The sequence below is a fragment of the Mesorhizobium sp. B2-1-1 genome (assembly GCF_006442975.2).
Taxonomy (GTDB): Bacteria; Pseudomonadota; Alphaproteobacteria; order Rhizobiales; family Rhizobiaceae; genus Mesorhizobium.
Genome location: NZ_CP083954.1, coordinates 2,433,157 through 2,454,703, shown reverse-complemented (window position 1 = coordinate 2,454,703; position 21,547 = coordinate 2,433,157). Strand labels below are relative to the sequence as shown.

22 protein-coding genes are annotated in these 21,547 nt (G+C 61.3%); 9 read left to right on the top strand and 13 right to left on the bottom strand.

Going from position 1 to position 21,547, the window contains the following annotated elements; translation table 11 throughout:
* Positions 1–20: 20 nt before the first annotated feature.
* Genes FJ972_RS12005 through FJ972_RS11995 form a run of 3 tightly spaced genes read right to left on the bottom strand, consistent with a single transcriptional unit; the run spans position 21 to position 2,286 of the window.
* Positions 21–848, bottom strand: coding sequence for an extracellular solute-binding protein (locus FJ972_RS12005; protein ID WP_140521331.1), 828 nt, complete (start codon positions 846–848; stop codon positions 21–23).
* Between the two features lie 20 nt (positions 849–868).
* Positions 869–1,591, bottom strand: coding sequence for an ATP-binding cassette domain-containing protein (locus tag FJ972_RS12000; RefSeq protein ID WP_140521330.1), 723 nt, complete (start codon positions 1,589–1,591; stop codon positions 869–871).
* Between the two features lie 2 nt (positions 1,592–1,593).
* Positions 1,594–2,286, bottom strand: coding sequence for an ABC transporter permease (locus tag FJ972_RS11995; protein WP_140521329.1), 693 nt, complete (start codon positions 2,284–2,286; stop codon positions 1,594–1,596).
* Between the two features lie 95 nt (positions 2,287–2,381).
* On the opposite strand from FJ972_RS11995, the gene FJ972_RS11990 reads away from it, so the two are divergent.
* On the top strand, positions 2,382–3,257 hold the full coding sequence (locus FJ972_RS11990) for a helix-turn-helix transcriptional regulator (RefSeq protein ID WP_140521328.1): 876 nt from the start codon (positions 2,382–2,384) through the stop codon (positions 3,255–3,257).
* Between the two features lie 27 nt (positions 3,258–3,284).
* Here FJ972_RS11990 and FJ972_RS11985 read toward each other — a convergent pair whose 3' ends face one another.
* The 6 genes from FJ972_RS11985 to FJ972_RS11960 form a co-directional block, all read right to left on the bottom strand.
* Positions 3,285–3,491 carry a DUF6494 family protein gene (locus FJ972_RS11985; RefSeq protein ID WP_140499366.1) on the bottom strand — a complete coding sequence of 69 codons (207 nt, stop codon included), beginning with the start codon at positions 3,489–3,491 and terminating at the stop codon, positions 3,285–3,287.
* A gap of 309 nt (positions 3,492–3,800) precedes the next feature.
* On the bottom strand, positions 3,801–4,856 hold the full coding sequence (locus tag FJ972_RS11980; RefSeq protein ID WP_140521327.1) for an ABC transporter ATP-binding protein: 1,056 nt from the start codon (positions 4,854–4,856) through the stop codon (positions 3,801–3,803).
* Positions 4,857–4,881: 25 nt separating this feature from the next.
* On the bottom strand, positions 4,882–5,637 hold the full coding sequence (locus FJ972_RS11975; RefSeq protein WP_140521326.1) for a ribonuclease activity regulator RraA: 756 nt from the start codon (positions 5,635–5,637) through the stop codon (positions 4,882–4,884).
* A gap of 106 nt (positions 5,638–5,743) precedes the next feature.
* Positions 5,744–6,622, bottom strand: a complete 879-nt coding sequence (locus tag FJ972_RS11970; RefSeq protein ID WP_140499370.1) for a carbohydrate ABC transporter permease — start codon at positions 6,620–6,622, stop codon at positions 5,744–5,746.
* Positions 6,619–7,542, bottom strand: a complete 924-nt coding sequence (locus tag FJ972_RS11965; RefSeq protein WP_224646876.1) for a carbohydrate ABC transporter permease — start codon at positions 7,540–7,542, stop codon at positions 6,619–6,621. The genes FJ972_RS11970 and FJ972_RS11965 overlap by 4 nt, the downstream gene beginning before the upstream one ends.
* 2 nt (positions 7,543–7,544) lie before the next feature.
* The gene (locus FJ972_RS11960; RefSeq protein ID WP_140499374.1) at positions 7,545–8,828 is read right to left on the bottom strand and encodes an ABC transporter substrate-binding protein; all 1,284 of its coding nucleotides are present in this window, start codon (positions 8,826–8,828) and stop codon (positions 7,545–7,547) included.
* A gap of 311 nt (positions 8,829–9,139) precedes the next feature.
* Between FJ972_RS11960 and FJ972_RS11955 the strand changes: the two genes are divergently transcribed.
* The gene (locus tag FJ972_RS11955; protein WP_246674124.1) at positions 9,140–9,784 is read left to right on the top strand and encodes a FadR/GntR family transcriptional regulator; all 645 of its coding nucleotides are present in this window, start codon (positions 9,140–9,142) and stop codon (positions 9,782–9,784) included.
* 84 nt (positions 9,785–9,868) lie between these two features.
* On the opposite strand, the gene FJ972_RS11950 is transcribed toward FJ972_RS11955, so the two are convergent.
* Positions 9,869–10,855, bottom strand: a complete 987-nt coding sequence (locus FJ972_RS11950; protein WP_140521324.1) for an aldo/keto reductase — start codon at positions 10,853–10,855, stop codon at positions 9,869–9,871.
* A 288-nt stretch (positions 10,856–11,143) separates the two neighbouring features.
* Here FJ972_RS11950 and FJ972_RS11945 point away from each other — a divergent pair, with 288 nt between their 5' ends.
* The 3 genes from FJ972_RS11945 (at position 11,144) to FJ972_RS11935 (ending at position 15,545) form a co-directional block, all read left to right on the top strand.
* On the top strand, positions 11,144–12,301 hold the full coding sequence (locus tag FJ972_RS11945) for a mandelate racemase/muconate lactonizing enzyme family protein (protein WP_140521323.1): 1,158 nt from the start codon (positions 11,144–11,146) through the stop codon (positions 12,299–12,301).
* Between the two features lie 54 nt (positions 12,302–12,355).
* Positions 12,356–13,252, top strand: a complete 897-nt coding sequence (locus FJ972_RS11940; protein WP_140521322.1) for an NAD-dependent epimerase/dehydratase family protein — start codon at positions 12,356–12,358, stop codon at positions 13,250–13,252.
* A gap of 670 nt (positions 13,253–13,922) precedes the next feature.
* Positions 13,923–15,545 carry an alpha/beta hydrolase gene (locus FJ972_RS11935; protein ID WP_140521575.1) on the top strand — a complete coding sequence of 541 codons (1,623 nt, stop codon included), beginning with the start codon at positions 13,923–13,925 and terminating at the stop codon, positions 15,543–15,545.
* 8 nt (positions 15,546–15,553) lie between these two features.
* Here FJ972_RS11935 and FJ972_RS11930 read toward each other — a convergent pair whose 3' ends face one another.
* The 3 genes from FJ972_RS11930 to FJ972_RS11920 form a co-directional block, all read right to left on the bottom strand.
* Positions 15,554–15,694 carry a hypothetical protein gene (locus FJ972_RS11930; protein WP_411909462.1) on the bottom strand — a complete coding sequence of 47 codons (141 nt, stop codon included), beginning with the start codon at positions 15,692–15,694 and terminating at the stop codon, positions 15,554–15,556.
* Positions 15,695–15,937: 243 nt separating this feature from the next.
* Positions 15,938–17,413, bottom strand: a complete 1,476-nt coding sequence (locus FJ972_RS11925) for a Do family serine endopeptidase (RefSeq protein ID WP_140521321.1) — start codon at positions 17,411–17,413, stop codon at positions 15,938–15,940.
* 656 nt (positions 17,414–18,069) lie between these two features.
* Positions 18,070–18,324, bottom strand: a complete 255-nt coding sequence (locus FJ972_RS11920) for a hypothetical protein (protein WP_224618816.1) — start codon at positions 18,322–18,324, stop codon at positions 18,070–18,072.
* On the opposite strand from FJ972_RS11920, the gene FJ972_RS30355 reads away from it, so the two are divergent.
* The 4 genes from FJ972_RS30355 (at position 18,218) to FJ972_RS11900 (ending at position 21,547) form a co-directional block, all read left to right on the top strand.
* Positions 18,218–18,640 (top strand): BA14K family protein, encoded by a 423-nt coding sequence (locus FJ972_RS30355; protein WP_318012677.1) that lies wholly within the window; start codon positions 18,218–18,220, stop codon positions 18,638–18,640. The genes FJ972_RS11920 and FJ972_RS30355 overlap by 107 nt on opposite strands.
* A gap of 57 nt (positions 18,641–18,697) precedes the next feature.
* Positions 18,698–19,258, top strand: coding sequence for a hypothetical protein (locus FJ972_RS11910; protein ID WP_224655847.1), 561 nt, complete (start codon positions 18,698–18,700; stop codon positions 19,256–19,258).
* An 806-nt stretch (positions 19,259–20,064) separates the two neighbouring features.
* Positions 20,065–20,610: an HdeD family acid-resistance protein gene (locus tag FJ972_RS11905; protein WP_181167676.1), complete on the top strand. Its 546-nt coding sequence runs from the start codon at positions 20,065–20,067 to the stop codon at positions 20,608–20,610.
* A gap of 415 nt (positions 20,611–21,025) precedes the next feature.
* A complete protein-coding gene (locus tag FJ972_RS11900; RefSeq protein ID WP_140499392.1) occupies positions 21,026–21,547 on the top strand; it encodes a DUF1269 domain-containing protein in 522 nt (173 codons plus the stop codon).

Here is a 21,547-nt window from a genome sequence, read left to right as displayed (position 1 = left end):
GAGCCTGTTTGCAACCAGCTTCAGGAACGCCCGCGCTGCGCGTTCGGGAAGAAGAGCTGCTGGCCGTCGATCTTGTACTCTCCGATCGCCTTCTGGCCTTCCGGAGAAATCAGCCAATCGATGAAGCGCTGGCCGGCCTCCACTTTGACGCTTGGATGCTTATGAGGATTCACCAGCATCACGCCATACTGGTTGAACAGCCGCTTGTCGCCCTCGACGGCGATGTCCAACTCGCCACGATTCTTGAACGACAGCCAGGTGCCACGATCGGAAAGCGTATAGGCGTTCATGGCTGCCGCGGCGTTGAGCGCCGCCCCCATGCCCTGCCCGATCTCCTTGTACCATGGGCCCCTGGCCGCCTCGATGTCGATGCCGGTCGTCTTCCACAGACCCAATTCGGCCGAATGGGTGCCGGACCTGTCACCACGCGACACGAAGGCCGCCTTCTTGGCTTTGATGGCAATCAGCGCGGCTGCGATGTCCTTGGTCCCGCTGACGCCCGCTGGGTCGCTCTTGGGGCCAACGAGGACGAAGTCGTTGTACATCACGTCGAAGCGCTTCACCCCGAAGCCTTCCTCGATGAACTTCTCCTCCTGCGCCTTGGCATGGACGAAGACCACGTCGGCATCGCCGCGCCGACCGGTGTCGAGCGCCTGACCGGTGCCCTGAGCGACAATCTTCACGCCGATGCCGGTTTTCTTCTCGAACAGCGGCAGGATGTGATCGAACAGGCCGGAATCCTGGGTCGAGGTCGTCGACGCCACGACGATCGACTGGTCCTGGGCAGGCGCGCCGCCTGCTAGCATCAGAAGCACCACAAGCGCAGAGAATATTCGGCGGGTCAGCATCTCAATCTCGGTCCAGTTGATCAAAGCACGAGCTCGCCGCGCACGAAGGCAGCGGCTTGCGGGGTCGCGGGGCGGTCAAGGAAGTCGTCGGCGTCGGCATGCTCGCAAACGCGCCCTCGGAGCAGAAAAACGACGTCTCCCGCGATTCTGCGCACTTGACCGAGATGGTGCGACGCCATGATGATCTTCGTGCCCGATTGGGCAGCCGTGATGATGATCTGCTCGACAAAACGCGTCGCCGCCGGATCGAGGCTGGCTGTCGGCTCGTCGAGCAGCAGGATTTCCGGCTGGCGCGCCAGGGCGCGGGCGAGGGCCAGCCGCTGCTGCTCGCCACCGGAGAGATGCCGTGCCGGACGTGTCGCGAGATCGAGAAGACCAACGCGCTCGAGCAGTTCCTCCACGCGCGGGGCCCGGAGCCGGCGCGGACAGCCCGCTTGAGCCAGTGCATAGGCGACATTCGCGGCTGCCGAGCGACGCAGCATCACCGGCTTCTGGAACAGGATTGCACGCCGTGTCGGCGGGGAAAACGTTCGTCCCCCCCAAGTCAGGGTTCCAGCAGAAGGTGCAACAAGCCCCATGCAGAGCCGCAGCAGGGAGGTTTTGCCCGACCCGTTCGGGCCGACGACCAGAGTCGGCGCGCGCGGCCCGATCGTCAGGTTCACCCGGTCCAGGATGGTCGTCGCACCGGCGACCAGCGACACGTCATCGAGGACAAGTGGAAGATCGCTCTGAGCAGCCCGCATCCCTAGCCAGCCCGTTGCTCGGACCAAACTCGCACGCCCCAGGCGGCGGCGTTGATCAGCAAGATGAGGAAAATCAGCATCAGGCCGAGCCCCATGGCGAGCGGCAGGTTTCCCTTCGAGGTTTCAAGTGCGATTGCCGTCGTCATGGTGCGGGTGAAGCCATCAATGTTGCCGCCGACGATCATCACGGTGCCGACCTCGGCCGCCGCCCTGCCGAAACCCGCGAGCAGAGCCGTGACGAGGCTGAAGCGGCCGTCCCACAAAAGCGTGGCGACCAAGCCCGCCGGCCCGACCTGCATCGCAGTCAGTTCCTCACGGTACTCGCGCCACAGATCCTCGACCGTTTGGCGAGTCAGCGCGGCAATGATGGGCAGCACCAGTAGCGCCTGCGCGATGACCATCGCGGCGGGTGTGAACAAGAGGCCGAATTCACCCAGCGGCCCGGATCGCGATAGCAGCAGATAGACCGTCAGCCCGACCACCACCGGCGGCAGGCCCATGAAACCGTTCAGCAGCACGACGATCGCCGAACGACCGGGAAAGCGCGCCAGCGCGATAATTGCGCCCAGCGGAAGGCCGGCGATCATGGCGATCGCGACAGCCGAAAGGCTCACGGCGAGCGACAGGCGCACGATGGCAAACAGCGTGGCGTCGCCGCTCGCGATCAGTTGCCATGCGCCCAGCCCTTCCGACATTGCTCCTCGCAGTCCTGTCCCGTGTCAATGTCCTGCAACTCCTCCGTCACTGTCAAATCCTTGAACCTGAACAGGAATATGCATATCAATGCAGGATGGATTTGCTGACGACGTCCGAAGCCGCCGACTATCTGCGCATTGGTGAGCGCAAGCTTTATGAGCTGATTGCGGAGGAGCGTGTCCCGTGCAGCAAGGTGGCGGGCAAGTGGCTGTTTCCTCGGCATGAACTCGACCGTTGGGTCATGTCGGGGTTGATCCGGCCCGCAGGAATGACGCAATCCGAGCCGCCGCCGATCGTCGGTGGCAGCCAGGACGACCTGCTCGAATGGGCTCTCCGCCAATCAGCCTCCGGCCTGGCCTTTCTGACGGAAGGCACGGAAGCCGGCGTGACACGCCTGCTGCGCGGCGAGGTGTCTGTCGCCGCGATTCATTTCCACAGCCCCGACCCGGACCCGAATGTCGCCGCGATTGCGGCCAGACCGCGGCTTTACGATGCGGTGCTGGTCGGATTCGCCCGCCGCGAGCAAGGCCTGCTGCTCGCGCCAGGCAATCCAAAATCGCTCAACAACCTGACCGACGTACTTGCGACCGGCGCACGCATCGCGGTTCGTCAACGCGGCGCAGGCGCGGACATGCTGCTCACGCAATTGCTGGCGGACTCCGGCGCGAAACAGGACGACGTCAACCGGTTGGAGCCGCCCTGCCTGACCGGACCCGATCTCGCGGCTGCCGTGCGCATTGGTAGGGCCGATTGCGGAATTGCCACGCGCGCGGCCGCCCGCGCCGCTGGCCTCGATTTCGTTCCATTGGCCTGGGAAAGCTTCGATCTCCTGATGCGGCAGCGGACCTACTTCCAGCAACGGATCCAGACGCTCCTGCGTTTGCTAGGGCAGGAAATCTTCGCCAGCCGCGCCGCCGAGCTTGGCGGATACGATCCATCGCCCGCCGGGCAGATACGGTTCTTCAAGTAGCAGCCGACCCCGATCAAGCCGCAGCTCTCATCCAAGATCGATCTCGCCCTCCACGACATGGCGCAAGCCTGCCGGCTCCGAGGTGATGACGGCCCTCACGGTCAGTCGGCCCTGTCCTTTCAGGCCCTTCTCCGCCACGGCTTTCTCGATTGCCTGCTGCGAAGTCACGCCGACCTGCTTCAGGAACTTGCGCATGGAGACGTTGAAGGGATCGGTTTCCATATTCTGGGTCATATGATTGCCTCGAACGGTGTGGACGATATGGCCGGTCCGGCAAGCTTGGTGCCCGCAACGGCGGCGCTGCGCCAACGGAGCACGGAATGGCCCGGGGTGCAATGAGGACGACGCTCGCACTATGTCTGACGCGGTCCGTTCCTCTGTGGCGTAACAACGCGTGGTGCCGAGATCCCTGGTCATGCCGGAGCGCCGCGGGCGATTGCCGTGACGGCCGATGGGCAAACGGCGATCACCGGTGGTTTCGCAGCAAGTGGCAACTGATGAAGGGCATGATGGGATGGGCTGTTTTTCGCCCGTCAGCGCGCCCTAAGCAATCCTGGTACCACTACGAGCATCGAACAGATGCACCTTGGAGACCATGATCTCCAACCCAACCTCTTGATCAAGTTTGAAGGGCGGCTGATCCCGCACCTCGGCCACGAGGTCGACTCCACCTGCACTTAATGTAAGCTCCTGGGCCTCACCGGTCGGCTCGACCACTTGCACCCTCGCCTGAGAGTGGTTGCCACCAACCGAAATGTGCTGCGGACGAATCCCATAAACTACCCCATCCCTGTCGCACATCCGAGCATCCGCCGGCAAGGGTAAGCGCAAGCCGTCATCGGCGACGAATGCTCCGTTGTCGATGCGGCCCTCGATCAGGTTCATTTCCGGCGAGCCGATAAAGCTTGCGACGAACAGATTGGCTGGGTTCTCGTAGAGCTCGGAGGGGCTGCCGATCTGTTCGATCCGGCCTTTGTTCAACACCACGATGCGGTCGGCGAGCGTCATCGCCTCGGTCTGGTCATGCGTGACATAGATGCTTGTTCGGCCGAGCCGTTGGTGAAGCTTCTTGATTTCGGCGCGCATCTTGACACGCAACTTGGCATCGAGGTTGCTAAGCGGCTCATCAAACAGGAAAGCGGCTGGATCGCGCACGATGGCGCGGCCCATGGCGACACGTTGGCGCTGGCCGCCGGACAATTGCCGCGGCATGCGGCCAAGCAGATCCTGCAGGCCAAGGATTTCGGCCGCCGCCTTGACCCTCGAGACAATCTCTTCCCTAGGGACCTTCGCCAGTCGAAGCGCGAAGCTCATATTGTCGGCCACGCTCATATGCGGATAGAGCGCGTAGCTCTGGAAGACCATGGCTATGTCGCGCGACTTGGCCGGCATCTCGTCGACGACACGCCCGCCGATGCGGATCTCGCCGGTCGTCTGCTCTTCCAGCCCGGCGATCATGCGTAGCAGCGTTGACTTGCCGCAGCCTGACGGACCGACCAGCACCACGAACTCGCCGCTGGCGATCTCGATATTGACATCGCGCAAAACTTCCACGGCGCCGAAGCTCTTGCCGAGCTGTTCTATCTCAATTGCAGACACCTATTGTCCTCCCGTCCGGCACCACTCATTTTTGTTGAGCATGCCGCCATGCTCGGTATTCGGCCTCGCCCTCGGGGCTCAACGGATAGTATTTCCGCAGGTCTCCCCCTTGCGCCAGGCGCGAGCGCGAAAACTCTTCCCACTCAATATGCGCGCCGGCGAGCTCGACCAATTTTGGAGCAAGGGCGACCGGCACGACGACCACGCCGTCATCGTCGGCGACGATGATATCGCCAGGGATGACCAGCACGTTCGAGCAGGCGATGGGAACGTTGACGGCGAACGGCACGATGTTGGTTTGGGCGTGGAAATTCGGCGTGACGTCCCTCACCCAGATGCCGATGTCCAAAGCCGCCGCCTGGGCGGAATCGCGGATGCAGCCGTCGACAACCACGCCGGCCCCGCCGCGCCCGGCGAAATAGGTCAGCATCATCTCGCCGAAGATGCCGCTTCCCAGATCGCCGCGCGCATCGACCACCACCATGTCGCCCGGCTGCGTGGGATAGAGCACGTGACGGTGTAACTGCCGCTCCGGCTCCTCATATTCGGTCTCGTTGTAGAGATCCTCGCGCTTCGGCATGCACTGGAGCGTGAGAGCAGGCCCCGCCGCTGTGCGGCCCAGCCTCAATGGACGCGGGCCCCGTATCTGCGGGTCGCGAATGCCCATCTTGTGGTAGAGTTCGCTGGCCAGCGTCGCCGAGCCGATCGCCGCAAGCGCATCGACCAATTGTCTCGGCGGCCGCGAAATGTCCGATATCGCCGGTATCTGATCAGCTGCCATTCCGTATCCTCCGATTGCGCGGCGAGGTCCCTGACCCCACCGATCGTCACTCAGTTGCGTATCCCGTCGTCGAAGCCGTCGAGCGTTCTGGGTGCATGTCCGCCATTCAGCCGCGGACGGCACCGGTGGTGAGACCCTTGACCAGCAGCCCCTGGGCAAACCAGACAAACACCAGGGTCGGGATGACCATCAGGACGCCGGCTGCCGACATCGCGCCCCAGTCGATGCCGAATTGCGAGACGAAGTTGGTGAGCCCGACCGGCAGAGTCTGCGCGGCCTTGCTGGAGGTCAGGGTCAGGGCAAGCAGCAGGTCGTTCCAGGTGAAGAGGAAGGTGATGACCGCGCTGGCGCCAATACCAGGAGCAATCAGCGGCGTCACGATCTGGACCAGCGTGCGCACCGTGCCGGCGCCGTCCGACTGGGCAGCCTCCTCGATCTCTTTCGGCACGTCCTGGATGAAGCCCAGAAGCAGCCAGATGGCGACAGGCAGTTTGGCCGCCGTATGGCTCAGGATCAGCGCCCAGATGGTGTCGAGAATGCCCATGGCGGCAAACACGGCAAAGAGCGGAATGGCAAGCGCTATGACCGGGATCATGCGCATGATCAAAAGCATCCCGAAAATCAGCATGGCGCCCGGCATCCTGAAACGCGACAAGGCATAGGCGCAAGGAATGGCCAGCAGATGGACGAGGATGACCGTCGCCGCCGAGACGATGACGGTGTTCCAGACATAGTCCATCGTGTCGTACTCCGCGAAAACGGAGACGTATTGTGTTAGCGTCGCGGTCTCGGGAATGATGTGCACCGGCACCGAGAAGATGTCGGCCGAACTGCGGATCGACGTTAGGAACAGCCATACCAGCGGAAAGACGGTGAACGCGACGGTCAGGGCCAGCGCCATATACTGGCCGGCGGTTCCCACCGTAAATCGACGGCGCCGGCGCTTTGGCCTGGGACGTGCGCTAACGATTGCGGCTTCGCTCATATCGCTCTCCGTTTCGCAATCAGCCACGGTATTCCGTAGAGGAGCCCGAGCACGAACAGCGACATCCCCAAAGCAATGTAGGAGACGGCCGCCGCATGTCCGAAATCCACCGCCTGAAACGCCAGCAGGTAGGAATAGACGGTGAGCAGGTTGGTGGCGCCGCCCGGCCCGCCCTGCGTCATCAGCCAGACGACGTCGAAGGTCCGGAACGTGTCGATGATGCGAAGCATCAGGGCGATCATGATGATCGGACGCATCAGCGGCAGCACGATATGCCAGAAGCGCTGCCATGGCGTCGCGCCGTCCACGGTGGCCGCCTCGAGCGGTTCCTGCGGCAAGGACTGCAGGCCGGCAAGGAACAGTAGCACCATCAACGGCGTGTTCTGCCAGACATCGGCGACGATCACGGAGACGAGCGCCCAGGTCGGATGGTTGAGCCATGGAATGTCGGGCAGGTTGAACATGCGCAACAGCGCGTCGACCAGGCCGTACTGGGTGTTGAACAGCCACCGGAAATTCAGGCCCACCACTGCGGGCGCGATCATCGGAGGCACCAGGAGCAAGGTGCGCGCGAGCCGCATGCCGCGCAATTTGCCATTGACGAGCACGGCGATCGCCATTCCAGCCACCACTTCAATCGTGATCGAAATGATGCTGAATATGGTCTGATTTCGCAGTGCCTGGTTGAACTGGCGGCCGAAGAGTTCGTCGGTGTAATTTGCCATCCCGATGAAGGGCGCCGAACCGCTCAGATCCCAGCGGAAGAAACTCATGGTGAAAGAGTATCCGAGCGGATAGAGCAGGATAGCCAGCATGACGAGGAGCGCCGGGCTGGCCAGAAGGTATCCTCTCTGCCAGGTGTAGGGCAGCGGGGAACGTCGCCGACGCCCCGACACCGTATGCTGCGCGACGGACGGCATCGTCAATCGTAAGCTCCGGCCCGACGCATGATCTCCTCGGCCTCCGTCGCCGCCTGGTTGAGCGAGTCCGCGGGAGAGACCTGGTCGGTCAAGGCCTGTTCGATGGCCGAAAACATCAGCGTGCAGACTTTCGAGAAGCCGGCTAGCTTCGGCCATTCCTTGCCGTTGGCTATCGTCGTCTCGAGCTGCTGCAGCCACACGGCCTGAGGCCCCTTTGCCGCTGATATCACTTCCTTGGCGATCGCCTGGCTGCTGGGGAAGTTGGTGAATTGATCGAACTGCAACCGCTGCGCCTCCGGACCGACCGTATACTTGATGAATTCGACGGCGGCGTCCTTGCGTCCGGATTGTCCGTTGAGCGCCATGGCATGCGAAATGGCGCATGAAATCGCGGCCTTGTCCTTGACATAGGGCGCAGTCGACCACTTGCCGACGACACGTGAGGTCTCCGGATTCGATAGGGTCGCGAAGGCGCCCGGCCAATCGAAATTCGCATAGACCGTGCCGGACGAGAATTCGGTTGAATTCTCGTTCCACTGATAGCCGACCGCATCGGGTGGCACGATTTTGTGCTTCTGGATGAGATCGCGATAGAAGGTCAGGGCCTTGATGCCGGCTTCGGAATTGAAGGCCGGCTTGTTGGCCTGGTCCACCCAATCGCCGCCGGCTTGCCAGAGCAGATCGCTGAAGGTGCGTTGTGCTGGATCGCCCTGCCCCGGCACGACCAGCCCATAATGGCCATTGCCGGTCAGTTTCAGCCCGACGTCGACGAGCTCCTCCCAGGTCTCAGCCGGCTTCAGGCCTTTTTCCTGATAGATGTCGCTGCGGTAGTACTGGACGCGCGAATCCATGTTGCGCGGAATGGCCGCCAGATTTCCAGTCTTGGGATCGCGCAGATACTTGACAGCGACCGGGTAGAATTCCGCGAGTTCGCTGTCGCTGAAATAGCTGTTCAGCGGCGCAAAATGGTTGAAATAGGAATCGATCTGCGCCGTATGGGTGCTATAGACGTCGTATTGGCTCGATCGCGCTGCGCTCAACGTGACCACCTTCGCGGTCAGCGGGGTGAATTCCAGCAAGTCGTAGCGAACCTTGATACCGGTCTTGGCGGTGAAATCCTGAACGATCTTTTCCCAGTATTTGGGATAGAGCGGGCCGCCGGTGATCAGCAGTGCGGTGATCTCGTTCGCGTCTGCCCTGGCGATCCATGGCGCGGCTAGCGAGCCGGCCGTCACTGCCGCGCTCGCGGCCAGGAATTTGCGTCTCGATAGGTTTGCGGACATCATAATCTCCTCCTTGGTTTGATTGGTCGGCCCATCCAAGGGTCGGCCGATAACTTCAACCTTTCCGGCAAATCCGCGGCGGCTTGCTCCTCCCGCAGCGAGACTGCCTGGACTACGTCCCGAACGACGCTTGCGAGCCCGCCGGGCACCGTTCGATCCTCCCTTTCCGCAGGCCGAGTTATAGGCTACTGAGCACCATGAGATAAGTTGACTGCATATCTAGCTATCAGCCTATAAGCTTATCAGACAAGTGGATGTTAATGATGGATGCCATGGAGGTCAAGCTTCAAACTTTGCCCAAGCAGGTGGCCGGCGTGCTCGCGCGCCGCATCGCCAGCAGCGGCGTCGCCGGCGGCCAGGGACCATCGGAGCAGCAGATCCTTCAGGAGTTCGGGGTTTCGCGCGCGGTGGCACGGGAAGCGCTCAAGATCCTGGCGTCTCTCGACATGATCGAGATCGCGCAGGGACGACGCGTGGTGCTGCGTCCCGCAGACGAATGGGACTATCTCAGTCCATTGCTTATCGACTGGCTGCCGCCCGAGCAGACCCGCGAGATCTTGGCGGAAGCACACGCAACGCGGATAATCATCGAACCGGCCATCACCGCCATCGCGGCCAAGCATATGACCAAAGAGAACCTCGAGCGTCTTGGCACTCTGCTGGCAGCGATGTCGGCCAGCGAAGACAATGCGGACGCCTATCTGAAACTCGACCTGGATTTCCACATGGAGATTTGCCGGGCAGCCAAGAATAGGATCCTCGACCGCTTCATGTACTCCTCCCGGTGGTGGCAGATGGCAAGCAGGCGCATCAGCAACCAGGTGCCTCATGCCCTGCCCTCGGCGACTGAGATGCACAGAGCGATCTACGAGGCGCTCGTGGCGCGTGATGCAAAACGGGCGGAAGAGGCGATGCGCCGGCACCTGAAGATCACCACGGCCGTTGGCCTGCCCCCATAAGAAATCGCCAGCCGATGCTCCCGAGCGGCGCAGCCAGCAATCGGGCTGGCCGCGCCGCTGCGCGCCGGGAGGACGCGGCCGATATCAGGCGCTTTTTGCTTGCTGTTCCTGGCGCTGGCGCGCGCGAAAACCGAACATGTCGCCCTTGTCTTTGATTTCCGCCCATACCGGTCCGGTAATCTTGTCGATGGCAGCGATGTCCGCGTCGGAAATCGCCCAGCCTGTGCTCTCAGCATTTTCCTCGAGTTCCTTGACCGTGCGCGCGCCGACCAGCGGCGAACTCACGCCCGGCCTGCTGGTAAGCCACTGGATCGCAAGCTGCGGAACCGTCTTGCCGTAGCGCGCCGCAATCGGCTTCAGGGCGTCGACGGCGTCAACCGCGCGCTCGTAGGTGCCCGGCTGGAACAGAACGGTGGTGCGGCGCTCATCGCCTTCGACGAATTTGGTGTCCGGCGACAACAGCCCTGTAAGCAAACCCTGGGCGAGACCGCTATAGGGCATCACGCCGATATTATGCTTGCGGCAATAGGGCAGCGTCTCAGCCTCAACCTCGCGCCACAGCATGTTGTAGGGTGGCTGGAGCACGTCGATGACGCCATGCTGACGGGCGCTGTCCATGTCGGCGGTGCTGAAATTCGAGACGCCGACTGCCTTGATACGCCCGGACGACCGCAGCCGCTCCATCATCTCCATGGTCGGGCCGATCGGAAAATCCGAGTTCGGCCAGTGGACAAAATAGACATCGACATAGTCCGTCTGCATCCGCTTCAGCGAACCGTCGAGCGCCGCCTCAATCGCGGCGGGTTCGAGGTGATTGGGCGCAACCTTGGTCGCGATAACAGCCTTGTCGCGACGGCCAGCCAGTGCCTTTCCGACGATCTCCTCGGCATGGCCATGTCCATAGGCTTCGGCCGTGTCGATCAGCGTTATGCCAAGCTCCGCGGCGCGTCGGATCACCCGGATCGATTCCTCGTCGTCGGCCGCGCCCCAAAAGGCGCCGGACATACCCCAAGTGCCTAGACCGATCTCCGATACCCTGACCGGCGACGATCCCAACTGTCGCTGTTGCATCCTGTTCCTCCTGATTGGCAGGCAGGGCCATCACCCTGCTGATGTCCAATTTATACGCTTATATACTCGTCTAACAAGTAGGTTCCGGCGGATTTATGGCGCTTGGCGCGGAGCCACGAATTTCCCAAATGATTCAATGATACCTGCCGTTGCAAGGTGTATTCGCGCAAAATCGTTCAAAGGGGGTTTACGTTCCATCTTCTCATCTTGTATGCTTATTGGACAAGTTGACCTAACGGACCATATGCATTTGTAGGCGCCGCGCGCCATCACGGGGAGGAGGTTTCGATGAAGATCACGGACATCAGGACAGCGGTCGTCGCCTATCACGGCAAGGCGACCCTGATCCGCATCGATACGGACGCCGGCATCTCCGGTTATGGCGAGGCAAATCCCGATGCAGGCGCCGCCGCAATCGTCGGGCTGATTTCGGAACTGAAGTCGGAACTGATCGGCCAGGATCCGCGCAATGTCGAATATTGCTGGGACAAGATTCGCCGTGACCATGTGTTTTCCGGTGCGCAAGCCGGCGTCTTTCTCATCGCGCTGACCGGGCTGGAGATGGCGCTCTGGGACGTGGCGGCGAAAGCCGCCGGGCAGCCGCTTTATCGCTTGTTCGGCGGCAAGTTCCGCGACCGGATAAGACTCTATGCAGATTGCGGCGATGGCGATGAGGAATCGGGATCGCCGCAGGGATGCGCGGCACGCGCGCGCCGCATGGTGGCGGAAGGCTTCACGGCGCTGAAATTCGACATCGACAATCTGCGCCACCCGGCGAAGTTCGACGCGGTGAACCATACCATCAACGGCGCCGAGTTGCGCTTCATGGTCGAGCGTGTTGCAGCGGTCCGCGATGCGATCGGCCCCGACGTCGATCTCTGCATCGACCTGCACGCGCGCTACGACGTGCTCAGCGCCAGCCGCATAGCGGCCGAGATGGAACGGTTCAACCTTCTCTGGCTGGAAGAGCCGATCCCGGCGGAAAATGTCGAGGCCCTGAAGCAGATCCGCATGCGGACCAAGACGCCGATCTGCGTCGGCGAAAATCTCTACCTGCGCTGGGGCTTCCGCGAACTGTTCCAGAACTATGGCGCCGACGTCATCATGCCTGACGTGCCGAAATGCGGCGGCCTTGCGGAAAGCCGCAAGATCGCGAATCTCGCCGAGATGTACTATGTGCCGTTCGCGCCGCATCTGGTGTCGACGCCGCTGGGCACGATGGCGACATGCCATGTCTGCGCCAGCGTTCCGAACTTCCTCGTTCTAGAGTGGCACGCGCTTGAAGAGCGGGAGGCGTGGGACAGTTACGTGCGCCTTCCGGACGGCGCGAAGTCGATCGTCGAAGACGGCCACATCGTGGTGCCTGACGTGCCCGGCATCGGCGTCGAGCTCGACATGGAAGGCGTCCGCAAGCACGCCGTGCCAGGCTTCGGCATCTTTGAATAGGCCGGACCGGGCGGATTGAACTGCTCGATCAAACAAATCCGTTGTGAGGAAGCCATGGGCAAGCGGATCATCTTCACCGGCGGCAGCGGCAAGATCGGCCGTCACGTCATACCCTACCTGCTCGAGCGCGGGCATCAGGTTCTGAATCTCGACCTGACGCCGCTCGATGTGCAGGGCGTCGACACCGTCATCACCAATCTTGCGGACGCTGGCGAGACCTACAATGCACTGACGCTGCATTTCGGGTTCAACGAATACTTCGGCGGAAGGAGCCGCGGCCCGGTCGACGCAGTGGTCCATTTCGCGGCGATCCCGCGGATATTCCTGCGACCGGATAACGCCATGTTCACCGCCAATGTGCAGTCGACCTACAATGTGATCGAAGCCGCCACCAAGCTTGGCATCCGCAAGATCGTCACTGCTTCCAGCGAAACGGTGTACGGTGTGTGCTTTGCCGAAGGCGACCGCGATTTCACATCGTTTCCGGTGGACGAGGACTATGACGTCGATCCGACCGACAGCTATGGTCTCTCCAAAGTGCTGGGCGAGAAGATTGCGCGCTCTTTCGCCTCCCGTACTGGAGCCGACGTCTATGCCCTGCGGATCGGCGGAGTCGTCGAACCGCGGGATTATGGCCGCTTCCCGGAATTCCTGGCCGACGCCTCGAAACGGCGGCGCGACGGCTGGACCTACATGGACGTGCGCGATCTTGGCCAGATCGTCGATCTGTGCATCGAGAAGGACGGCTTGGGGTTCCAGATATTCAACGCAGTCAACGACAACATCGTGGCCGAGATGCCGACGGCGGAATTTCTCAGCAAGCACGCACCCAACATACCAGTCACACGCGCCCTGGATGTATTTGAGGGACCGATCTCAAATCGGAAGCTGCGCGACATCCTTGGGTTCCGGCAAGAGTATGACTGGCGCACACAGCCTGCGGATACTTGACTGGTGGCGGAGAAGGCGGCGGTAGATGGGGATGTTCCTGAGGCCAAGGTTGGCGCAGAGACCAGATTTTCCTGAACTCAAGCAGCGCGCTGGGTAAACGTAGCACTCGGTTCACGAATATTGCCGGCGCTGCGGTGCCACATGGCTTCAGGGCCTTTGGCCGGGCTAGTCCAACGTCTGCTTCCTAGCTCACGCAGTTTGGAGCTAAACGGCGGGTTGGAGGCGCAAAGCTGCCATCCGCAGACGATGCGATCGGCGAGTGTCTAGACCATCGCCTCGAATCGCCTTGGCGAACCGCTTCGTAGCCTAATGGCGGATAACGACAATGGTCGGCCCGGAGGGTCGACGTCTTCTACTGGAAGTCAACACGTTAGCGGAGGGTTCGGCAACCCGTTTCCTTCATATTCTCTGGTACGGTCTGGCGAACCTAGGGACCGGGAGGAGCACTAGTTTTTAATGCGCGTGGTATCTCTGTCTTATCCCGCAAACGGGTCGATGCATGTTGACCCAGGGCATGAGCCTGACTGGTTAGGGGGCCAATAGCGGACGGGCGACTCCGAAGATATAAAAACCATAGGCCAACGTTATCCTGCGGCCCAACTCGAGGCGTAACACCCAAGTGACAACTACTCGTTTCCTTAGTATCTGGCGATCGCTCTCCGGTGTCGGCATGGCCCTCGGCATGCTGTTCTTCGCAGCCGCCCTGACGCCGACGCTCGTTCCCCGCACCGACCTGACGCAAGGCGTACTGGCGGGCGCGTGCTTCGCCATCGGCTACAGCCTTGGCGTCGCCTTGCGGTGGCTGTGGAAATATCTCGAGATTCCGGAACTGCCGCCACGGCCGCGTTTGCTGTCCAAGGCGATCATCCTGGTCCCGTGCCTCGGCCTTGCCGTTGTGGCACTGTGGCGATCCGGCGCGTGGCAGAACTCCATCCGCGCGGTGATGGGCATGCCGGCTGTCGATGGCGCTCATCCCGTCAATGTCTGCGCCCTGGCCATTTGCACCTTCATCGTCGTGCTCGCGCTGGCGCGCCTTGTCGCTTGGCTGGTGTGCGCCATCGCCGGGGCACTGAGACGCTACATACCCCGGCGCCTGGCGAATGTCGCCGGCGCCGCTGTCGCCGTGCTGCTCATCTGGTTGCTGGTGAGCGACGTTGCGATCCGCGCGATCTTCGGCGCGCTCGATTCCTCGTTCGCCAAGTTCGACGCACTCATGGAACCGGAGCGCCAGCAGCCGAGCGAACCCTCCAGGACCGGAAGCCCCGCCTCGCTGGTCAGGTGGGACGAGCTCGGCCGCGCCGGCCGCGAGTTCATCGCGGACGGTCCCGCCGCCGCCGAGATAGGGACCTTCACCGGCCGGCCGGCGCAACAGCCGGTCCGGGTCTATGTCGGGCTGGGAGCGGCGAACAGTGCGCAAGCCCGCGCGAAACTCGCGCTGGAGGAGCTGAAGCGGGCGGGCGGCTTCAGCAAATCCACGCTTGTGGTCATCACGCCGACCGGCACCGGATGGATCGATCCGGCCTCGATGGATGCGCTCGAATATCTGTGCCGCGGCGATGTCGCCAGCGTCGCCGCGCAATATTCCTATCTGAGCAGTCCGCTGTCGCTGCTGGCGCAGCCGGAATACGGCGCCGAGACGGCCCGGGCGCTGTTCCTCGAAATCTACGGCTACTGGACCACCCTGCCGAAGCAGTGGCGGCCGAGGCTTTACCTGCACGGGCTCAGCCTTGGCGCCATGAACTCCGAAAGATCGGCCGGGCTGTTCGAGATATTCAGCGATCCGATCAGCGGCGCACTCTGGAGCGGCCCGCCCTTCGAAAGCCGCATCTGGCGCTCGGTGAGCGATACGCGCAACAACGGCTCGCCGCAGTGGCTGCCGATCTTCCGCAATAGCAGCCTGGTCCGGTTCATGAACCAAAGCGGCCCGGCGGTGGCGCCCGACACGCCCTGGGGCCCGCTGAGGATCGTCTACCTGCAATATGCCAGCGACCCGATCGTATTCTTCGATTATCGCGACGCCTACCGGCAGCCGGATTGGATGAAGGCGCCGCGCGGGCCGGACGTCTCGCCGCAACTGAGCTGGTACCCGGTGGTGACCATGCTGCAGCTCGGTCTCGATATGGCCGTGGCGACAACCACGCCGATCGGCTACGGCCATGTCTACGCGCCGCAGGACTATGTGGAAGCCTGGAGTGCGGTGTTGGGCGTGAAGGACTGGTCGCGACAGGACCTCGCCGCCCTCAAAACCCATCTTGCCAGCAAGGTTGCAGCACAGGCCGACAGAGGCGGCTAGCTGGGGCTTCAGGGCACGGCCGAAATCAGCAGGAACATGGCGAGTATGCCGAGATGGACCACTCCCTGGAGTCTCGTCGTGCGGCCCGTGCCGAGCGTGGGCGTGCTGACGAACATGGTGAGCAGAAGAAACACCGCGAGCCCCGACATCTGTTTAGGTTCACGCCGCAGTCGATTTGCCACTGATGTAAATGGCGGAAAACGGCAGCGGGCGTAAGGGAGCCCGCTGCCGCCAGGAGCGAGGCACGACGACGGACTGACGTGCTCGGCTCCTTGTTCCCGCAGCGGCTTGGCGGCAGACATCGCCGCGGGAAATTGCTGGATGTTCCGCGGCTATCGCGGCGGCATTTGGGGCGGGCGCCCTGAAACCGCCAGGCTCCAGGCCGCGTTCTGTCAGGCCTTGCCCACGGGCAGCGCGACGAACCGGCTCGAGTCGTCGCGGGTGATCTGCATCAGTACGGCCTTGCGGCCAGCCTTGGCTGCCTCGGCCATGGCCTTGGAGACGTCATCAGTGGTGTTCACCTTGGCCGAACTGACGGCGGTGATGACATCGCCCGGCTGGATGCCACGATCGGCCGCATCGCTGTTGGGATCCACATCGGTGACGACCAGTCCTTTGCCATCGTCTGACTTGGTGATGGTCAGGCCAAGATCGGCCAATGCGTCGGCCTTGGCAGGCGCGACCTGCTTGCCGTCATCGCCGGAGGCCCGCTTGTCGCTGGACGGCAGTGTGCCGAGATCGACCTTGATCGTCCGGCTTTTGCCGTCACGAAATACGGTAAGATCGACCGATTTTCCCGGCGCATAGGCGCCGATCGTGCGGGCGAGTTCCTTCGGCGAGGCGACATCCTTGCCGTCGACCTGGGTGATGACGTCACCGGCGGCAATGCCTGCCTTGTTGCCGGGACCAGCGTCCTGGGCGTTCGAGACCAGTGTGCCCTTGTCGGATTTCAGACCAAGGGATTCAGCAATTTCAGCGGTGACCGGCTGGATCTGGACGCCGAGCCAACCTCGCTTGATGGAGCCTTCCTTCATCAGGTCTTCCACGACCTGCTTGGCGGTCGAGGCCGGGATGTCGAAACCAATGCCGACACTGCCGCCCGACGGCGAGAAGATGGCTGTGTTGATACCGATCACCTGGCCATTGAGATTGAAAGTCGGGCCCCCCGAATTGCCATGATTGACCGGAGCATCGATCTGGATGAAGTCGTCATAGGGGCCGGCGCCGATATCGCGGCCCCGAGCGGATACAATGCCGGAAGTGACGGTGCCGCCGAGGCCGAACGGGTTGCCGACTGCCACCACCCAATCACCGATGCGGATCTTGGAGTCGTCGGCGAAGTCGACATAGGTGAACTTGCCGCCGCCATCGACCTTCAGCACAGCCAGGTCCGTCCGCGGATCGGTGCCGACCAGCTTGGCGTCGAGTTCCTTACCGTCACTGGTGACGATGGTGAAGGACGAGCCTTCCGAGACGACGTGATTGTTGGTGACGAGATATCCGTCCTCCGAGATGAAGAAGCCTGAACCCTGTGCCACCGGGCGCGGCTTGCCGTCACCATGTTTGAAGCCGCCCTGCTGCCGGTTGTCGGGCAGGTTCTCGAAACCATCCTGATCGTCGGAACCGTCGTCGGCGACCGGCTGGACCGTGGACTTGACCTTGACGCTGACGACCGCCGGCGAAACCTGCTCGACGACATCGGCGAAGCTCGGCATCTGCGGCGCCTGGACATGCACCGCGTCGGCCAGCACGGGGGCAGTGCCGGAAACAACAGCTCCGACGCCTACAGCGCCTACAGCGCTCAGCGACACTACAGCCGCCGCCAGGCGCCGACGAGTTCCGGAATGCGAATTGGGGACAATATTCATGGGGTTCCATCCTTTTGAGTGAGATGCACTGAGCATCCTTGGCCGGGATGGTTAGAAGAACCTACATTACGGCATCATTGCCATATCATGAAAGTTTTGTCATTTTCATTCCATAGTATTTATAAAGACGATATGTATAGTTATTTTCACTAATATTGCAAATTTGTAACTTGCACGTTCGATTATTATTCAATTCTGTGACATCGAATTCGGTGGATTTGCGATGTCACGACAATCTAAATCGACACTAGAAAAAGTGAATGTGCCTTCCGATTTATTCGGAGTTTACGCGACATTGGGCCGGGGCTTGCCGGGCGGCGATTTCAGATCGAATTTCATCGCGAGTTCTCTATGTGTTGATTGCATGGCAGGCCATTTGAAGGTAGCGCGCATGGCATTGGGCGCGCCTTTGTCGCCGGGACGCCAAGAGGCCGCTCCGGGCGGTGATTTTCCGCAGGGTGAGAGCCTCCCCAGGAGGTGATTATCGTCCAAGCGAGGCGTCGAGAGGGTCTGTCGCTAGCTCGCTAAAGACCGGCGCACCGCTACCATACCACTGGCCCTCCGTCCCGCATCGCCACCGGCATTCGAGCAACACTGGTGGCGCCTGTCGCGACGGGCGTCATTGGCGGAAAGACATGCTGTTCGACTAGCCTCATTCATACCGCAAGCAAGAAATAAACGCTCGATCCACGTTTGGGATTCACCGCATATTCCAAGAAAACCAGGTACTGCCTTAAATTACTTGGCTTTGATGCCATCCGCAGCAGCAGGTCGCACGGCGGGATGAAGTCCACGGAGAAGCATATGAGGCGCATCATCGTCGCTGCGATCATCGCAAGCATGGCAGCCCCCACCTGGGCAATGCCCGTCGGAGCGCTAAGGCCGTCGGTTTCCGATACGGTCACGAACATCGACCTAAGGAGGCCTTCCCGCCATCGACCGGGACATGGAGTACGGCCACCGCACCACAGGCCGCCCCATTATCGGCCCTCGCGTCCGCCACGCCATCACCGGCATTCGAGGAACAATAGCGGCGCCGTCGCCGCGGGCCTCATTGGCGGAATGCTGCTCGGCGGGATGGCGATCTCGGCTGCCCGCCAGCACAATCACAGCGCTTGGAACAACCATGTGAACTGGTGCTCGCAGCGGTACCGCTCCTACCGGGTCTCGGACAATAGCTGGCAGCCCTACAATGGCCCACGCCGGCAGTGCATCTCGCCCTTCTGAGTGCGCTCTGGGCTCGCTGGTGCTAGGAAGCCTACTGGGATTTGTTGAAACGGCTGAATGCAAGCTTGGACGGGAGCAAAAGCGAGCCTGGCAAAGGCCGGCGGGGCCATTGGCGTGAGCCAGCGGAAGTATCCCGCCTGTTCAAAGAGCATCTCCGCGAAGGCGTTTGCCGATCAATTGATACATGTCCGGCGTTCTGGTCGATGCGACGAATCTCGGTCCGAAAGTCGCAGGTCCGCAGGGAAGACATGGTTCTCTGTTTTCATCCACGTCGATGCGCCAGTTGGGAGGACTATTGTGCTAAAAAATCTATCGATCGCGGCAATCAGCGCCATCATGATTGTAAGCTTCAAGCATTCCGCGTTTGGCACGTCGATCGGCGTGGGCAATCCCTACCCGGTCAGTCACTACGAGTGCCAGGACGGCACGCGTCTGGCAGTGCGTCTCCTCGGGGATCGCGCTTCTGTATCCGTCAACGACGCGGCCGAGGTCGATCTGCCCTCCAAGGGACCGGAAGGAACGACGTATTCGAACGGTCAGTGGACGCTGACCATCATACAGGGACGCCTGTCCTGGGGTGTTGGCCGAGCTGTGCCATCTCTATGCGCCGGCGGTTGAGCCTCCCACCTCAGGAAAACTGATGAAGACTATCCAGTTCGGTCGCGCACTTCATCGCAGCTTTCGAGATCCAGATACGCGTCGGCTCCTCGTGCATTGCAGTGTTTCTGGACGCCTGGTGCCTCGGCGCGGCCGGCGGCAGGAACAATGGCACCCATGACAATCTCCATCCGTCAAACCAGCGGTTAATGCATGTCGCCCAGAAGTGCGCAGCGGTTCTGGGACAACGATATGCATCAAAACAAAGACTTAAAGCGAGTCGCCTGAATCTGTTTCGACGCGACACGCTTTAATCCCAAGAGATGCGCTTCGACAATAATACCGAAAACGCACGCGCTCTGACGGCAGTGCATAAAATGCAAAGAATCCAGAAACTAGGCATTGTGTCTCCAAATATCCGAGCCACCATGCAGAATTATTGACAACGTGTTCGCATGCGCGTGATGTCGGCTTAATTCACCAAAGAGGACGAAAGATATGCGGAGATATGCACTAGCTGCCCTGTTAAGTGCCGCACTCGGCTTTGGTATTCCTCTTGCCGCTGTGTCCCCAGCGGGAGCTGTGACCGTAAATATAAATATCGGATCAAACCTTAACAACGGCCGCGCGATTACTTGCGCTCAAGGCCAGCGATTGATTCAGAGCAGAGGCTTCAGGGACGTGCGTCGCGTGGACTGCCGGGGACGCAATTTTGTTTATCACGCGCGTCGCATTGGCGGCAGCACTTTCGAAATAGTGCTGAATGCCCGTACTGGCCGCGTGGTGGATTTCCACCGCATTCGTAGATGACTCAGAGAGGCAAGGGAATGACGCAGTTGTCCGAGACCCAGCAACCCAGACGATCTGCGTGGACGAACTCGGCGATCGGAATCGTCTTTATCCTGGCAGGGATCTTCGTGTTGGGCGATCTGGCGCTGGCCACGACCATCAGCGCACTTGTCCTGGGAATTGCGATCGTATGCGCCGGCTTTGTCGAGATCGCCCTCGCCATCTGGGCCGGCGGGTGGCGTGGTTTTCTCTGGCAGACGATGCTCGGCATCCTGTACGTCGTTTTTGGCTGCCTGCTCATCAGCTTGCCGGTGCTGGGATCTATCATCCTCACATGGGTGCTCGGTGTCGTGCTCGTGATATCTGGGCTCGGAAGAATGTCTTTGAGCCTGCGCTACCTGTCCACCGACCGATGGATGATGCTTGTTTCCGGCCTGTTCGGTCTCGCGGCTGGCTTCTTGATACTCATCGGATGGCCATCGACCGGGGTTTGGGTGATTGGGGCGTTCATGGGTATCGACCTAGTTCTTCACGGCCTGGGCTGGCTCGTTACAGGCTTTCGGCCAACGGATACGACCCGATGATCCAACCATTTTCACCGTGACCGTTACCCGCTTTGCGGCATTGGCTCCTGTCCTGCCGCGACGGTTCCCAAGCGCGGCAAGCTTTTTGCGTAGGGTTTCATTTTGTCCTGGACGTCGCGAACGGCCCGTCGATGCGCACGATGCCGCATGATCGGGATCAGCCACCCCTCGAGACCAGCAGCGCGCCTCTGATCACATAGGAGAAGTTCGGGCGGCTCCGGACGAGAATTCGTCGCGACAAAGCCGAGCGCAACGGACGAAGCGGCCGACAACCAATGTCGAGACCGCAGGCTTGCCAGTCGGACAGGCAAGCAAAATGAGACGTGCTGCACACTATTCGGATTTCCGGCTCAATCTTTCACCTTCTAGGATGTGTATTACGTGCCCTTGGAAAGTCTTAGCCTAGGAGGGCCCCATGTCCGATTTGATCGTCATCGTCTATCCAAACGAGGCCAAGGCTGAAGAGGTACGTCAACGGCTCATAGGACTTCAAAAGGAATACGTTATTAAACTTGGCGACGCGGTTATTGCCACGAAGACCGAGGCGGGTGCGATTAAGCTCAATCAACTTGTGAATACGACGGCGGCAGGCGCTGTATCCGGTAGCTTCTGGGGCTTGCTTATCGGTGTTCTCTTCCTGAATCCGCTGATCGGGCTTGCGGTCGGCGCCACCTCCGGAGCCCTTGGCGGCGCTTTGACGGACGTGGGTATCAACGATGCGTTCATGCGCGATCTGTCAGCCAGCATCCAGCCTGGGGACGCTGCCCTGTTCGTGCTCGCGCACGAGATGACAGCGGACAAGGTGCTCAAGGAGATCCAGGCCTTTGGCGGCGTGGTGCTTAAGACGTCGCTGGATGAGACGAAGGAGCAGGTTCTGCGCGATGCGCTTCAACGCGCTTCCGCGATGGCCGGCCAAGGCGCGGCCGCGACCGCCTGA